Source organism: Janthinobacterium sp. BJB301 (assembly GCF_002735685.1).
GTDB lineage: Bacteria > Pseudomonadota > Gammaproteobacteria > Burkholderiales > Burkholderiaceae_D > Janthinobacterium > Janthinobacterium lividum.
This window is the reverse complement of sequence record NZ_PDZJ01000001.1, coordinates 976,953-991,412: the sequence shown is the minus strand read 5'-3', so window position 1 is coordinate 991,412 and position 14,460 is coordinate 976,953. Positions and strand designations below refer to the sequence as shown.

Genomic DNA, 14,460 nt, shown 5'->3' with positions numbered 1-14,460 from the left:
GCAAAACCGGCGCACTGGGCGCCGGTCTGGACTTTCGTTACCGCTTACTCGGAGCGATAATTTGGCGCTTCTTTCGTGATCTGCACATCATGGACATGCGACTCGCGCATGCCGGCCGAGGTGATTTCCACGAATTCCGCTTTTTCGCGCAGTTCGTCGATGGTGGCGCAACCGCAGTAACCCATCGATTGACGCACGCCGCCCACCAGCTGGAAGATGATCGCCAGCACGCTGCCCTTGTAGGCGACGCGGCCTTCGATACCTTCAGGCACGAACTTGTCGGCCTTCATGGTGGCGTCCTGGAAATAACGGTCAGCCGAACCATCGGACATCGCGCCCAGCGAACCCATGCCGCGGTACGATTTGTAGCTGCGGCCCTGGTACAGGATCACTTCGCCTGGTGCTTCTTCCGTACCGGCAAACATGGAACCCATCATGACGGTCGAGGCGCCAGCGGCCAGCGCTTTCGAGATATCGCCCGAGAAGCGGATACCGCCATCGGCGATACATGGCACGCCCGTACCGGCCAAAGCTTCGGCAACATTCGAAATGGCCGTGATTTGCGGCACGCCCACGCCGGCGACGATACGCGTGGTGCAGATCGAGCCAGGACCGATGCCGACCTTGACCGCATCGGCGCCGTATTCCACCAGTGCCTTGGCGGCAGCGGCGGTAGCGATATTGCCGCCAATAACTTCCACTTGCGGGTACTTGGTCTTGATCCAGCGTACGCGATCGAGGATGCCTTGCGAGTGACCGTGGGCCGTGTCGACCACCAGCACGTCGACACCGGCAGCGACCAGCAGGTCGATGCGTTCTTCATCCTTGGCGCCTACGCCGACAGCGGCGCCGACCAGCAGTTTGCCCTGGCTGTCTTTCGACGCGAACGGGTGGGAGGTCGATTTCTGGATATCCTTGACGGTGATCAGGCCGCGCAGCTCAAACGCGTCGTTGACGACCAGCACGCGCTCGAGGCGGTGCTTGTTCATCAGGCGCTTGGCTTCGGCCGTATCGGCGTCTTCGTTGACGACCACCAGCTTTTCGCGCGGGGTCATCTTGGCGGAAGCTTCCGCGTCGAGTTCCTTTTCAAAGCGCAAATCGCGGTTGGTGATGATGCCGACGACTTCCTTGCCCTTGACAACAGGGAAACCGCTGATGCCGTACTGTTCCGTCAGAGCGATCACGTCGCGGATTTTCATTTCCGGCGGAATCGTGATCGGATCACGCAACACACCTGCTTCGAAACGCTTTACGCGGGCCACTTCACGTGCCTGGTCCTTCGGGTTCAAATTCTTGTGGATGATGCCGATGCCGCCTTCCTGGGCCATCGCGATCGCCAGACGGGCTTCCGTCACCGTATCCATGGCTGCGGACAGCAAGGGAATATTCAGGGTGATATTGCGGGTCAGGCGAGTTTTGAGGGACGTATCGGCGGGCAGAACGTTGGAGTAGGCTGGGACGAGCAGCACGTCATCGAATGTGAGTGCTTTTTGAAGTAGACGCATAGCATTTCCTATTGGCGCAAAAGCAGATTATACAGAAAAAAGCGCCCTCCGTCCTTGCGGCATAAAAAAGATATTTGGAAATAGCAAAAAATGGCGCTCACCAGGCAATGGCTTCGCGGCGATGGGCATGACCGCTCAGCCCTTCGCAGGCTTGCCGCCAGCCCTGCGCCGGCGCGCTTCTTTCGGGTCTGCCTGCAAGGGACGGTAAACTTCCACCCGATCATGCTCGCGCAGGACGGTATCCAACGGCTTCTTCTTGCCATAGATACCGACCATGTTCACGGCCAGGTCGATGGCGGGGATTTCCCGCAGCAGTCCGCTCAGCGCCACCGCCTGCTCGATGGTGGTGCCAGCAGGCACATTCAAGGAGCGCAGGAACGTGCTGTCGGGCAGCGCGTGGCATACTTGCACCGTGATGCCTGCTTCAGCCATACACCGTCTCCGCGCGCTTGCAGAAGGAATCGACCATGCTGTTGGCGATCATGCCGAAGACGGGGCCGATGATCTGTTCCAGTACGCGGCTGGAAAACTCGTAGTGCAGGTCCAGTTCGATCTTGCACGCATCTTCGCGCAGGGCCTTGAAGGTCCACACGCCGTCGAGGGTCTTGAAAGGACCGTCCACCAGCTTCATCTTGATGGAAGTCGGCGGCACGTTCTCGTTGGACGTGGTGAAGCTTTGGCGCACGCCGTGGTAATGTATGCCCACGCTGGCGACAACCGTGTTCTCGCCCCGCTCGCGAATCTCGACCGCACCGCACCAAGGCAGGAATTTGGGATAATCCTCCACCGCCGCCACCAGCGCAAACATTTGTTCGGCGCTATAGCCGAGAAAAACTGATTTATGTACTACTGCCATTGAAGAACCATTTGCTATGATGTTGGATACATTTGATTTTATCGCGCTTGCGCGAGACAGTAGTTTAACCGACCCGCGCACATTTACCATCTCATGACCATAGCAGACAACAGAAAAGCCTTCCACGACTACTTTATCGAGGATCGCTACGAAGCCGGCATCGTGCTGGAAGGCTGGGAAGTCAAAGCCATCCGCGACGCCCGCGTACAAATCAAGGAAGCCTACGTCGTCGTCCGCGGCGATGAACTCTTCCTGTTCGGTGCGCATATCAGCGCCCTGCCGACCGCCTCCACCCACATCCATCCGGAAGCCGTGCGCACGCGCAAGCTGCTGCTGCACCGTGCGGAAATGGATAAACTGATCGGCAAGGTGGAGCGCTCCGGCTATACCCTGGTGCCGCTCAACCTGCACTACAAGGGCGGCCGCGTGAAATGCGAAATCGGCCTGGCCAAGGGCAAGAAGCAGCACGACAAGCGGGCAGCGGAACGCGACCGCGACGGCGCGCGCGAAGTCCAGGCGGCGATGAAGTCGCACCGCCGCTGATCCGGCACTGCGCGCAGCGTGCTGCGCCGACACCATCAAGCCCGGCTATATGCCGGGTTTTATTTTGCCGGTGCCTGCGGCAAGCGGAAACGCACAGCGCAATGGGATAAAAACAGGGAATGGAAAGAGATACGGCGGGAAAAAACTGGTATTGGTGAAAACACCATGGAGATAAGCGAATGAATCAGCTTTGCCTGCCTGGCCAAAGACGATAAATCAGGAAAGTTCCGGATGCTTGCATGCTGCCTTGTACTACACCTGTATCACTGCACAGGACAAGCATCCGAATGAACGGTTTTTAAACCTTCAGAATCAAACCTTCAGCAGATCACGCGACTTGCCCGAATCGGTCCACTCTTTGACCCATTTCGGCTGACGGCCACGGCCAGTCCATTGCTGCGTCGCGTCATCCGGATTGCGATAGCGTACTGCGACCGTGCCGGTTTTAGCGCGGATACCCGTACCAACCAGATCTTTTACGGAAACGCCAACGCTCTGGGCGATTGCCAGGATTTGCTCGCGCGCTTTGGACAGATCGTCCTGTTCGCGTTTCTTCATTTGCTTCTTGATGTCGTCCTGCAAGGTGCGCAGTTCGGACAGGGATAAGCTGGACAGATCCATGATATTTCCTTGTGTGAGTTGAAAAATATAACTGAACAGTTAAATTCTATCCAATTGTAACGCGACTGAGGTGATTTTTCTTCAGATTTGATTGTTTTTTACAATTCTTTTACCAAAAAACCTGCTTCCCTGGCTTTCAAACAGTGCAATCGTTCCAGCATGGGGAACCGGCATCGCGCATGAACTGCCTGTACAAGCGTCTCCACTTTGTACGGCTGCGATTCAATACAGCGCCATCGGCAGTATTTATTTTGCAGTACTTTTTGTTTCATTGCAATTTATAGTAATTATAAATTGCAATTCAAAATATACATGGGAGCAATACTATCGCCCCTTATGCATCAACTCCGAAATTCCTCCCAAGTATCCGTCGCGGATATCGGCGCAATCATAGCCATGCATGAGCCGCAGATTCTACTTAATCAAAAAGATAAGCGTCGCACGACAGCATATAGGCCCGAAAGTGCGCACAGCATAGCATAAAGAAAATATTTCAACGTTATGGATTCAAGCGCAGATACTCCAGCCCGTCTGCCAGCATATATTCCAATGGCGCAATTGAAAACTGCCCGCGATATGGCGGGCAGTATTAAAGACAAACCTGCTACGAGTTTGCTATTCACCAGGCAATCAGGGAATCGCCACGCTGCCTTTCGGCTTCTGCGTTTTCACCACCTGCATCGCCGTGGCGATCAAACCGCTCATATCGCCCAGATTCGCCGGCACGATAATCGAGTTATTGGTTTTCGCCAATTGCGCGAACGCGCCCACATACTGCTCAGCTACTTTCAGGTTCACGGCATCTTCCCCGCCCGGTTCGCGAATGGCGGCACCGACCTGGCGCAGCGCCTCGGCACTGGCCTGCGCCAGCGCGACGATGGCCGTGGCCTGGCCTTCGGCACGGTTGATCGAGGCCTGCTTCTCGCCTTCGGAGCGGGCAATGGCCGCTTCGCGCTCACCGCTGGCGATATTGATCTGTTCCTGCTTGCGCCCTTCCGAGGCGGCAATCAGGGCGCGCTTCTCGCGTTCGGCCGTAATCTGTGCCTGCATCGCATGCAGTATTTCCTTGGGCGGCGTCAAATCCTTGATTTCATAGCGCAATACCTTGACGCCCCAATTCGCCGCCGATTCATCGATGGCATTCACGATGGCCGTATTGATATGGTCGCGTTCTTCAAATGTCTTGTCGAGTTCCATTTTACCGATCACCGAACGCAAGGTCGTTTGCGCCAGTTGCGTAATGGCGGCAATATAATTCGACGAGCCATATGAAGCGCGCATGGCATCGGTAATCTGGAAATACAGAATGCCATCGACCTGCAATTGCGTATTGTCGCGCGTGATGCACACCTGCGGCGGCACGTCGAGCGGAATTTCCTTGAGCACGTGCTTGTAGGCGATACGGTCGACAAAAGGCACGACAATATTCAGGCCAGGACCCAATACCGCGTGAAACTTGCCCAGACGCTCCACCACCCAGGCATGCTGCTGCGGCACCACATTGACCGTCTTGAAGACAAATACCAATGCCAGCAATAACAAGATCAGCGACACGCTACCAGTGCTTACTTCCATAATCTACTCTCCAGGTTATCCAACAATCAAACGGCTGCCACGCACGGCATGTATGGTGTAATGGCCGGCTTGCGTATCGCCGCCGGGAATCAGCTCCACATCCCACAAGGCGCCGCGGTACATGACGCGCGCCGCGCCATCGACCCAATGCGAGACCGCCACGCTTTGGCCGATATCGAGATTCACATTCGGGTCCTGCGCCGCATCGCGCCGCGCCGCCTTACCAAAACGGCTGCGCCGCAATAACAGGGTGGCCGCCACGCCGACAATGGCGGCCGTCAGGGCTTGCCAGCCGCCATTGCCGCCCGCCAGCGCCACCAGTCCTCCGGCACTGATGCCGATGGCGATCATCAGCAAATAAAACGTGCCCGTAAACAGCTCCAGGATCAATACCGCGCCAGCCGCCACAAACCAGCCTACCCATTCAGCCATGATGCCTCCATCTTTGCGAATCCGAAAATAAAAAACCCCGTAGCCTATATAAGCGACGGGGTTTAATGCGTATTACTGCCTGATATTATTCTTGCCAAACACCTATATACAAGCAGTCTAACGCAATTCCTGATGACGTCAATAGGCGGGGGCGAATTAGCGCCGCAGGCCCGGCCTTTATTCCTCGAGCAGGCTGCGCAACATCCACGCCGTCTTTTCATGCAAATCCAGGCGCTGCGTGATCAGGTCGGCCGTCGGCTGGTCATTGGCTTTTTCCAGCAGCGGGAACAGGCGGCGCGCCGTGCGCGCGGTTGCTTCCTGTGCCGATACCAGGTGGCTGACCATGTCCAGCGCCGGCGGCACGCCGTCGATTTCCTTGATCGAGGCCAGCTTGACGAATTCCTTGTAGGTGCCCGGCGCCGGGTAGCCGAGGGCGCGGATGCGCTCGGCGATCAGGTCCAGCGCGGCCCACTGCTCCGTGTATTGCGTCATGAACATCAGGTGCAGGGTGTTGAACATCGGCCCCTTGACGTTCCAGTGAAAATTATGGGTCATCAGGTACAAGGTGTAGCTGTCGGCCAGCAGGCCGGACAGGCCTTCCGCAATCTTCGCGCGGTCCGCTTCGGAAATGCCGATATCGATCTTTGCCACTTTGCTCGGTTTCTTGCTTGCCATGTGAACTCCTGTTTCAATGTATTGGTGGAATCATTTTAGCTGATCTGGAGCAAGCCCATCGAATACTGCCGTGCGCCGCGTGGCAGGCATAAAAAAACCCGCTGCCGGGTGAGCGGCAGCGGGTTTTCAAAGGGCGGGAAAGATGCTTACGCTTTCAGCGCAGCGAGCTTTTGCCAGGTGTCGATCACCGAATCCGGATTCAGGGACATCGATTCGATGCCCTGCTCCATCAGCCAGACGGCGAAGTCCGGATGGTCGGAAGGACCCTGGCCGCAAATGCCGATGTACTTGCCGCGCGCCAGGCAAGCCTTGATGGCCAGGGCCAGCAGGGCTTTCACGGCAGGATCGCGCTCGTCGAAGTCGGCGGCCAGCAATTCCATGCCGGAATCGCGGTCCAGGCCCAGGGTCAGCTGGGTCAGGTCGTTCGAACCGATCGAGAAGCCATCGAAATGGTCGAGGAACTGGTCGGCCAGGATGGCGTTCGACGGCACTTCGCACATCATGATGACGCGCAGGTCGTTCTCGCCGCGCTTCAAGCCATTCTTTGCCAGCAAGTCGATGACTTTCTCGGCCTGGCCCAGGGTGCGCACGAACGGCACCATGATTTCCACGTTCGTCAGGCCCATGTCATTGCGCACGCGCTTCATCGCTTCGCATTCCATGTTGAACGCTTCGGAGAAGTCGGCCGACAGGTAGCGCGCCGCGCCGCGGAAGCCCAGCATCGGGTTTTCTTCGTCCGGCTCGTAGCGCGAACCGCCGATCAGCTTCTTGTACTCGTTCGACTTGAAGTCGGACAGGCGCACGATGACTTTTTTCGGCCAGAACGCGGCGGCGATGGTGGCGATGCCTTCGGCCAGCTTGTCGATGTAGAACGCCTTTGGCGAAGCGTGGCCGCGCGCCACCGATTCCACGGCCTTTTTCAGGTCGGCATCGATGTTCGGGTATTCCAGGATCGCGCGCGGGTGCACACCAATATTGTTATTGATGATGAATTCCAGGCGCGCCAGGCCCACGCCGGCATTCGGCACGGACTGGAAGTCGAACGCCAGTTGCGGATTGCCCACGTTGAGCATGATCTTGGTGTCGAGCTTCGGCAATTCGCCGCGCGACACTTCCGACACTTCTGTTTCCAGCAAGCCATCGTAGATCTTGCCTTCGTCGCCTTCGGAGCACACCACGGTGACAAACGTGCCATCTTTCAGCACGTCGGTCGCGTCGCCGCAGCCGACGACGGCAGGCACGCCCAGTTCACGCGCAATAATTGCCGCGTGGCAAGTACGACCGCCGCGGTTGGTGACGATGGCCGAAGCGCGCTTCATGACCGGTTCCCAGTTCGGGTCCGTCATGTCGGCAACAAGCACGTCGCCTGGCTGCACGCGCTCCATGTCGGCCGGGTCGTGGATCACGCGCACGGGGCCGGCGCCGATCTTCTGGCCGATGGCGCGGCCGGAGGTCAGTACGGTGCCCGTGCTTTTCAGCTTGAAGCGTTCTTGCACGTCGGTCGCCTTTTGCTGCGACTTGACGGTCTCGGGACGCGCTTGCAGGATGTACAGCTTGCCGTCGCGGCCATCCTTGCCCCACTCGATGTCCATCGGACGGCCGTAGTGGTTTTCGATGATGACGGCGTATTTGGCCAATTCCACCACTTCGCTGTCGTTCAGCGAGTAGCGGTTGCGCATTTCGACGGGCACGTCGACGGTTTTCACGGAACGCCCAGCTTTCGCTTCGTTCGTGAATTCCATTTTCAGCAGCTTCGAGCCGATATTGCGGCGGATCACAGGCGACTTGCCTTTTTCCAGCATCGGCTTGTGCACATAGAATTCGTCGGGATTGACGGCGCCCTGCACCACGGTCTCGCCCAGGCCATAGCTGGAGGTGACGAAGACCACGTCCTTGAAGCCCGATTCCGTATCGATGGTAAACATCACGCCAGCCGCGCCCAGGTCGGAACGCACCATGCGCTGCACGCCGGCCGACAAGGCCACTTCAGCGTGCGTGAAACCCTTGTGCACGCGGTACGAGATGGCGCGGTCGTTGTACAGCGACGCGAACACCTGCTTCATGGCCTCGAGCACGTTGTCGATGCCGACCACGTTCAGGAAGGTCTCTTGCTGACCAGCAAAAGACGCATCCGGCAAGTCTTCCGCCGTGGCGGAGGAACGCACGGCAAACGACATTTCGGTATCGGAATCGGCCACCAGCTTGGCATAGAACTGGTCGATTTCGGCGGCCAGGCGTGGCTGGAATGGCGTTTCCACGATCCATTGACGGATCTCGGCGCCGGCTTGCGCCAGCGAGCGCACGTCATCGATGTTCAGCCCTTCGAGGCGCTGGGCGATGCGTTCGGCCAGCGGCAAGCCGCCATTGGCGCTATACGACAGGAAATCGCGGAATGCCTGCGCCGTGGTGGCAAAGCCACCGGGCACGCGCACGCCGGCTTCCGCCAGCTGGCTGATCATTTCGCCCAGGGAGGCGTTCTTGCCGCCGACGGATTCGACATCCGTCATGCGCAAATGCTCGAACGAGGCAACATACACCGCGTCCTTGTCTTCCTGCTGTTGCGATACTGCGTTGGTCATAATGACACCCTTACTGATGATAGAAATCTTTACGCGCGGCGCACAGACAGTCTTCTTGTTATTCTTGGCGTCGTGCAGCACAATCATACCGTTGCAGCCATTTTACCTTGTGCGGCGCAAATTGACGACGCACAATCTTGATCCGAAAACCCATGACACAAGATCCACGCCCCCCTCTGCCCTCCGCGGCCCGCACCGTCTTCTTCGTTTCCGACGGCACCGGCATCACCGCCGAGACGTTCGGCCACTCGGTGCTGACGCAGTTCGATCTGCGCTTCCGCCAGATCCGCCTGCCCTTCATCGACACCATGGACAAGGCCTACGAGGCGGCGCGCAAGATCAACGAAGCGTTCGCCACCGATGGCCAGCGTCCGATCATTTTCTCCACCCTGGTGAAGAACGACCTGTCGGCCGTGATCCGCAAGTCCAGCGGCATGCACATGGACCTGATCCAGACCTTTGTCGCCCCGCTGGAGCAGGAACTGGGCGTCATGTCGACCCATACCATCGGGCGCTCGCACAATATCGTCGACAGCGAGGAATACAAGAACCGCATCGAGGCGATCAACTATTCGCTGGCGCACGACGATGGCCAGTCGCACAAGAACCTGTCCTCGGCCGATGTCATTCTGGTGGGTGTGTCACGCTCTGGCAAGACCCCGACCAGCCTGTATCTGGCCATGCAATACGGTATCAAGGCGGCCAATTATCCGCTGATTCCCGACGATTTCGAGCGAGACAAGCTGCCATCGGCCTTGCTGGAATTTAAGAATAAAATTTTCGGATTGAGCATTACGCCCGAACGTTTGTCGGAAATACGCAACGAAAGACGCGCTGGAAGCAAGTATGCGGCCATCGAAAACTGCCGTTACGAGGTCAACGAGGCGGAAAAAATGATGAAACGCGAAGGCATCCGCTGGCTGTCGTCGACCACCAAGTCGATCGAAGAGATCTCCACGACGATCCTGCAGGAGATCAAGCCGAACCGCCGCGAGTACTAGTACGCTTGACCAAACCTGCTGCGCGTCGGTTTTGTCAGGTGTCCGTTTCTCTGGATAGTGCCGTCAGCGCCGCCACCAACCGGTCCAGTTCACCGATGGTGGTGGTGACGGCCACCGTGGCGCGCACGATGTCGGTATCGCCGATATTGCGTTCGACGGTAAACACGCCGAAGCGGTGCAATAAAGCCTGTTGCAGCTCCCGCGCACGCATGCCATCGACGGCAAACGCCACCAGCGCCGTGCCGCGCCTGGCATCGAGCGGAGACAGCATGCGCACGCCGGGCAGTTGCGCGGCGCGGCTGACCCAGTAATGGCGCAGCCAGGCCAGGCGCTCCATCTTGGCCGGCGTGCCGCCCAGGCGCGCATGGAAGTCCAATGCGGCAGGCGCGGCCAGGATGGCGCCGATCGGCGGCATGCCCATGTGCAGGCGGCCGCGGATATCGTCGGGCGGATAATCATCGTCGCCAAAATGCGGCTCGATCTTGTGCAGCTGCGATGCGCGGATATACACGACACCGAGTCCCGCCGGCGCCCCCAGCCATTTGTGCAGATTGAAGCCGGCGAAATCGATGCCCATGGCCTGCACGTCCACGTCGACCTGCCCCAGCGCATGGGCGCTATCGAGCAGCACGTCGATGCCGTGCTCGCGCGCCAGCGCCATGATGGCCTGCACTGGCAGTTGCTGGCCATTGGCCGGCGTTACCTGCGACAGCAGCAGCAACTTGGGCTTGACGGCCTGGCGCATGGCTTGCGCGTAACTGGCGACGATCTCGTCATCGCTGATGGGCAAGCGCAATGTGACTTGCGTGCTGGTGACGCCACGGCGCTGCGCCAGCCAGCGCATCGCCATGCGCATGGCCGGATAGTCGAGATTGCTCCACAGCACCGTATCGCCGGGCGCCAGGCCGTGGTATTGCGTGATCAGCACCTGCATGGACTCGGTGCCGCTGCGGGTCAGCAGTATCTCGTGCGGCTCCGCGTGGATCAGCGCGGCGACGCGCTGGCGCAGGATATCCACATGCGTGCGCGTGAACTCGCCGCGCACGAAAGGACTCAGTTGCTCGTTGGTGTAGCGCACGGCCTGCTCGAAGGCGGCTTGCACGGGCGCGGCCATGGCGCCGAAATAGCCGTGCTCGAGATTGACGATGGCGTCCGGCGGCGCGGGATACAACGCGGCCACCTGGCGCCACCAGGCCTCGTCGCGTGCGGCACCGTCGGCAGGCAGGGGGAAAGACATGGCTACCCTGTTCAGGCCTGGCCCTGGCGCAACTGCTCGAAGAAACAGACGGCGGCGCAGGCGGCCACGTTCAGCGATTCGATCTGGCCCAGGTGGGGAATGACCACCTGGTGCGTGGCCATCGACAGCAGGTCGTCGGCCACGCCCTGCCCTTCATGGCCGAACAGCCACGCGACGGGCTGGCGCAGGTCGACGTCGTACAGGCGCTGGGTGGCGTAGCCGCTGGTGGCGAGGGTGGCCACCTTGGCGCCGGAAACGAGCGCCGCCAGGTCGACGTTTTCAAAGATGTCGAGCACGAAGTGTGCGCCCATCGCCGCGCGCAGCACCTTCGGCGACCAGCAGAAAGCCGTGCCGGCGCTGCAGTACACCTGCGTGATGCCGGCGGCGGCCGCGCTGCGCAGGATGGAGCCCACATTGCCCGGGTCTTGCAGGTTATCGAGCAGCACGGCCGACACGCCCAGGGGCTGCGTGACGGCCCGTTCCGGCGTCTCGATGAGGAACATCACGCCTACGCCGTGTTCGACCTGGCTCACCGCGTTATACAGCGCGTCGGGCAAGCCCAGCACGTGCGCGCGATGGCTTTCCAGCTGGCCGACGATGTCCGCCACTTCCCCGTTCTGCAAGGCGCTTTCGCTGACGATGCATTGCTCCGGCATGCCGCGCAGCTGCAGGTAGGATTGGCACAGGTGCACGCCGTCGAGCAAGGTGCGGCCCGACTTGCGGCGCGCCTGCGAACTGCCCGCCAGCTTCAGCAAATCCTTGTATTGCGCATTGTCGCGCGAGGTAATCGTCTTCATGCCGCCACCTCCTGTCCGCCAAACAGGGCGATCACGTTGCGCACGGGCGCGAACGAGCGGCGGTGCACGGGCGAGGCGCCGTGCAGGTGCAGGCGCTCGAGGTGCAGCTTGGTGCCGTAGCCCTTGTGCTGGTCGAAGCAGTATTCGGGATAGGCCGCATGCAGGTGTACCAGGGCCGCGTCGCGCGCCGTCTTGGCCAGGATCGAGGCGGCGGAGATCGAATCGACCTTGTCGTCGCCACCAATGATGGCCATGCCGCGTATCGGCATCACGGGGCAGCGGTTGCCGTCGATCAGGGCCAGGGTCGGCACGGTAGCCAACGCCTCGACGGCGCGGCGCATGGCCAGCATCGACGCCTGCAAAATGTTCAGGCGGTCGATCTCTTCTTCCGACGCTTCGGCGATGGCCCAGGCCAGGGCCTTGGCCTTGATCTGCGGCGCCAGCAGGTCGCGCTTGGCTTCGCTGAGTTTTTTCGAGTCGCGCAGGCCGTCGATAGGCTGGTTCGGGTCGAGGATCACGGCGGCGGCAAACACGGGGCCGGCCAGCGGACCGCGTCCTGCCTCGTCGACGCCGCAGATGATTTCATCGAGCGAGAATGGCAAGTCGTCAAACAGGCCGGGATAGATATTTTTCACGTTGAATCTTTGGTTGGTACTGCGGTTGAAGCGGTGATCGGGGCTTACTTGCGATTGGCGGCGATGACTTGCATGACGGCGTTGGCGCTCTCTCGCGCGCTGTCGCGCAGCAGGCTGTGGTGCATGTCCGTGAAGCGCTGCACCAGGCGCAGGCGGCCCGGCACGTCGCTCAGCTGCTGCCACATGGCCTCGGCCAGCGATTCGGGGCTGGCCGCGTTTTGCAGCAGTTCGGGCACCAGGTAGTCGCGCGCCAGGATGTTGGGCAAACCAATCCACGGCTGGTAACCCATGTGGCGCATGATTTCCCACGACGCGCGCATCATCTTGTAGGCGATGACCATGGGCTTCTTGTACAGCGCCACTTCCAGCGAGGCCGTGCCGGACGCCACCAGCACCGCATCGGCGGCGCAGATGGCCGTGTGCGAGCCGCCGTCGGTGAGCAGGATCTCGACGTCCTGCAAGCCTGCTTCCGCAATCAATTGCAGGAAGTACTGGCGCTGCTTTTCACCGGCCATGGGCGCGACGAAACGCAGGGAGCGGTCGCGCGCCAGCAGCAGCTTGCAGGCGCCGACAAAGGCCACCGTATTGTATTTGAGTTCGCCCATGCGGCTGCCCGGCATCAGGGTCACGACATTCGCGTCTTCCGGCAAGCCCAAAGTGCGGCGCGCGGCCGCTTCGTCGGGCTGCAACGGAATCATTTCAGCCAGCGGATGGCCGACATAGGTGACGGGCACGCCCGCCTTGCGGTAGATCTCTTCCTCGAAGGGGAAGATCACCAGCATGTGCGAGACGGCCTTGATGATTTTCTTGATGCGGCCACCGCGCCAGGCCCATATCTGCGGCCCGATGTAGTGCACGGTAGGGATGCCGCCTTCCTTGAGCTGCTGTTCCAGCCCCAGGTTAAAACCCGGGTAGTCGGCGCCGATGAAGACGGCGGGACGCTCCGCCAGCAGCTGGTCGCGCAATGCGTTCTGGATGCCCTTGATCTCGCGGTAACGGGGAATAATCTCGAACAGGCCCCGCACGGTCAGCTTGTCGAGCGGCCAGTCGGACACGAAGCCCTGCCTGGCCATGTGCTCGCCGCCAATGCCGTGAAAGCGGGCGCCGGGCAGCTGCGGCACGAGGCCGGACAGCAGCCGGCTGGCCAGCAGGTCGCCCGACACCTCGCCGGCGACGATGGCGACATTGGCGACCGGCCGGCCGCCGGACTGGTCAGCGGACGATGCCACGCGACGCCACGCCAAGGAATTCGCGCATGGCACGAATGTGTTGCGCCACCTCGGGCGACGATGCCGCTTCTTCTTCGAACAGGGCTGCCTTGGATTCTTCCAGGGTCAGTCCCGAGCGGTAGATGAGTTTATACGCGGTACGGATGCCGTTGATCTGCTCGCGCGTAAAGCCGCGGCGTTTCAAGCCCTCGATATTGACGCCATGCGCCTGCGCCGGATTGCCGTTCAACAGGACGAACGGTGGCACGTCCTGCGTCAGGCTGGTGCTCATGCCGACGAAGGCGTGCGCGCCGATCTTGCAGAACTGGTGCACATTGGCGAAGCCGCTCATGATGACCCAGTCGCCGATCTCCACGTGGCCCGCCAGCTGCGCGTTGTTCGAAAAAATCGTGTTGTTGCCCACCAGGCAGTCGTGCGCCAGGTGCACATACGCCGAAATCCAGTTGTCATTGCCCAGGCGCGTCACGCCGCCGCCCTGCACGGTGCCCGTGTTGAAGGTGCAGAATTCGCGGATGGTGTTGCGGTCGCCGATTTCCAGGCGCGTCGCCTCGCCCGCCCATTTTTTGTCCTGCGGCTGCGCGCCGATGGAGGAAAACTGGAACAGGTGGTTATCGCTGCCGATCGTCGTGTGCCCGTCGATCACCACGTGCGGGCCAACCTTGGTGCCGGCGCCGATGCGCACGTGCGGACCGATGATGGTGTACGGACCCACCTCGACCGAGCTGTCGAGCTCGGCCTTCGGGTCGATGACTGCCGTGGAGTGGATGGCCGCCAT

The 14,460-nt window shown here is 60.3% G+C and carries 15 protein-coding genes; 2 read left to right on the top strand and 13 right to left on the bottom strand.

The window, feature by feature from the left end:
• Positions 1-44: 44 nt before the first annotated feature.
• The 3 genes from guaB to CSQ91_RS04470 all read right to left on the bottom strand — a co-directional run bounded on the left by guaB (position 45) and on the right by CSQ91_RS04470 (position 2,361).
• Positions 45-1,505: an IMP dehydrogenase gene (gene guaB / locus CSQ91_RS04480; protein ID WP_034777711.1), complete on the bottom strand. Its 1,461-nt coding sequence runs from the start codon at positions 1,503-1,505 to the stop codon at positions 45-47.
• 135 nt (positions 1,506-1,640) lie between these two features.
• Positions 1,641-1,937 carry an RnfH family protein gene (locus CSQ91_RS04475; RefSeq protein WP_034784128.1) on the bottom strand — a complete coding sequence of 99 codons (297 nt, stop codon included), beginning with the start codon at positions 1,935-1,937 and terminating at the stop codon, positions 1,641-1,643.
• Positions 1,930-2,361 carry a type II toxin-antitoxin system RatA family toxin gene (locus CSQ91_RS04470; RefSeq protein ID WP_035818194.1) on the bottom strand — a complete coding sequence of 144 codons (432 nt, stop codon included), beginning with the start codon at positions 2,359-2,361 and terminating at the stop codon, positions 1,930-1,932. Before CSQ91_RS04470 ends, CSQ91_RS04475 begins: the two co-directional genes overlap by 8 nt.
• 93 nt (positions 2,362-2,454) lie before the next feature.
• Here CSQ91_RS04470 and smpB point away from each other — a divergent pair, with 93 nt between their 5' ends.
• Complete coding sequence (gene smpB, locus CSQ91_RS04465; protein ID WP_034784131.1) at positions 2,455-2,904, top strand: SsrA-binding protein SmpB; 450 nt, start codon at positions 2,455-2,457, stop codon at positions 2,902-2,904.
• 312 nt (positions 2,905-3,216) lie between these two features.
• Here the strand turns inward: smpB and CSQ91_RS04460 are convergent, their stop codons facing one another.
• The 5 genes from CSQ91_RS04460 to ppsA form a co-directional block, all read right to left on the bottom strand.
• Positions 3,217-3,525, bottom strand: coding sequence for an H-NS histone family protein (locus tag CSQ91_RS04460; RefSeq protein ID WP_010397665.1), 309 nt, complete (start codon positions 3,523-3,525; stop codon positions 3,217-3,219).
• A 630-nt stretch (positions 3,526-4,155) separates the two neighbouring features.
• Positions 4,156-5,100, bottom strand: coding sequence for an SPFH domain-containing protein (locus CSQ91_RS04455; RefSeq protein ID WP_070257384.1), 945 nt, complete (start codon positions 5,098-5,100; stop codon positions 4,156-4,158).
• 15 nt (positions 5,101-5,115) lie between these two features.
• Complete coding sequence (locus CSQ91_RS04450; RefSeq protein WP_099387474.1) at positions 5,116-5,532, bottom strand: NfeD family protein; 417 nt, start codon at positions 5,530-5,532, stop codon at positions 5,116-5,118.
• Between the two features lie 177 nt (positions 5,533-5,709).
• Positions 5,710-6,207 carry a Dps family protein gene (locus CSQ91_RS04445; RefSeq protein ID WP_034752224.1) on the bottom strand — a complete coding sequence of 166 codons (498 nt, stop codon included), beginning with the start codon at positions 6,205-6,207 and terminating at the stop codon, positions 5,710-5,712.
• Between the two features lie 146 nt (positions 6,208-6,353).
• Complete coding sequence (gene ppsA / locus CSQ91_RS04440) at positions 6,354-8,786, bottom strand: phosphoenolpyruvate synthase (RefSeq protein ID WP_034752367.1); 2,433 nt, start codon at positions 8,784-8,786, stop codon at positions 6,354-6,356.
• A gap of 152 nt (positions 8,787-8,938) precedes the next feature.
• Here ppsA and ppsR point away from each other — a divergent pair, with 152 nt between their 5' ends.
• Complete coding sequence (gene ppsR / locus CSQ91_RS04435) at positions 8,939-9,787, top strand: posphoenolpyruvate synthetase regulatory kinase/phosphorylase PpsR (RefSeq protein ID WP_034784135.1); 849 nt, start codon at positions 8,939-8,941, stop codon at positions 9,785-9,787.
• Between the two features lie 34 nt (positions 9,788-9,821).
• Here the strand turns inward: ppsR and CSQ91_RS04430 are convergent, their stop codons facing one another.
• The 5 genes from CSQ91_RS04430 to lpxA are packed head-to-tail and all read right to left on the bottom strand — an operon-like array spanning position 9,822 to position 14,460.
• Positions 9,822-11,024 carry an aminotransferase class V-fold PLP-dependent enzyme gene (locus tag CSQ91_RS04430; RefSeq protein ID WP_099387473.1) on the bottom strand — a complete coding sequence of 401 codons (1,203 nt, stop codon included), beginning with the start codon at positions 11,022-11,024 and terminating at the stop codon, positions 9,822-9,824.
• An 11-nt stretch (positions 11,025-11,035) separates the two neighbouring features.
• On the bottom strand, positions 11,036-11,821 hold the full coding sequence (locus tag CSQ91_RS04425) for a TrmH family RNA methyltransferase (protein ID WP_099387472.1): 786 nt from the start codon (positions 11,819-11,821) through the stop codon (positions 11,036-11,038).
• A complete protein-coding gene (gene rnhB, locus CSQ91_RS04420) occupies positions 11,818-12,456 on the bottom strand; it encodes a ribonuclease HII (protein ID WP_035818175.1) in 639 nt (212 codons plus the stop codon). The genes CSQ91_RS04425 and rnhB overlap by 4 nt, the downstream gene beginning before the upstream one ends.
• Before the next feature lie 44 nt (positions 12,457-12,500).
• Positions 12,501-13,685: a lipid-A-disaccharide synthase gene (gene lpxB / locus CSQ91_RS04415; RefSeq protein ID WP_099388559.1), complete on the bottom strand. Its 1,185-nt coding sequence runs from the start codon at positions 13,683-13,685 to the stop codon at positions 12,501-12,503.
• Positions 13,669-14,460 (bottom strand): acyl-ACP--UDP-N-acetylglucosamine O-acyltransferase, encoded by a 792-nt coding sequence (lpxA, locus tag CSQ91_RS04410; protein ID WP_034784140.1) that lies wholly within the window; start codon positions 14,458-14,460, stop codon positions 13,669-13,671. Before lpxA ends, lpxB begins: the two co-directional genes overlap by 17 nt.

What these genes read in the sequence shown, in the direction of transcription:
- CSQ91_RS04470 (WP_035818194.1), bottom strand. Translation starts at nt 2,361, where the DNA reads ATGGCAGTAGTACATAAATCAGTTTTTCTCGGCTATAGCGCCGAACAA.
- CSQ91_RS04445 (WP_034752224.1), bottom strand. Translation starts at nt 6,207, where the DNA reads ATGGCAAGCAAGAAACCGAGCAAAGTGGCAAAGATCGATATCGGCATT.
- CSQ91_RS04425 (WP_099387472.1), bottom strand. Translation starts at nt 11,821, where the DNA reads ATGAAGACGATTACCTCGCGCGACAATGCGCAATACAAGGATTTGCTG.
- smpB (WP_034784131.1), top strand. Translation starts at nt 2,455, where the DNA reads ATGACCATAGCAGACAACAGAAAAGCCTTCCACGACTACTTTATCGAG.
- guaB (WP_034777711.1), bottom strand. Translation starts at nt 1,505, where the DNA reads ATGCGTCTACTTCAAAAAGCACTCACATTCGATGACGTGCTGCTCGTC.
- ppsA (WP_034752367.1), bottom strand. Translation starts at nt 8,786, where the DNA reads ATGACCAACGCAGTATCGCAACAGCAGGAAGACAAGGACGCGGTGTAT.
- CSQ91_RS04450 (WP_099387474.1), bottom strand. Translation starts at nt 5,532, where the DNA reads ATGGCTGAATGGGTAGGCTGGTTTGTGGCGGCTGGCGCGGTATTGATC.
- ppsR (WP_034784135.1), top strand. Translation starts at nt 8,939, where the DNA reads ATGACACAAGATCCACGCCCCCCTCTGCCCTCCGCGGCCCGCACCGTC.
- CSQ91_RS04475 (WP_034784128.1), bottom strand. Translation starts at nt 1,937, where the DNA reads ATGGCTGAAGCAGGCATCACGGTGCAAGTATGCCACGCGCTGCCCGAC.
- CSQ91_RS04460 (WP_010397665.1), bottom strand. Translation starts at nt 3,525, where the DNA reads ATGGATCTGTCCAGCTTATCCCTGTCCGAACTGCGCACCTTGCAGGAC.
- CSQ91_RS04430 (WP_099387473.1), bottom strand. Translation starts at nt 11,024, where the DNA reads ATGTCTTTCCCCCTGCCTGCCGACGGTGCCGCACGCGACGAGGCCTGG.
- CSQ91_RS04455 (WP_070257384.1), bottom strand. Translation starts at nt 5,100, where the DNA reads ATGGAAGTAAGCACTGGTAGCGTGTCGCTGATCTTGTTATTGCTGGCA.
- lpxA (WP_034784140.1), bottom strand. Translation starts at nt 14,460, where the DNA reads ATGGCGGCCATCCACTCCACGGCAGTCATCGACCCGAAGGCCGAGCTC.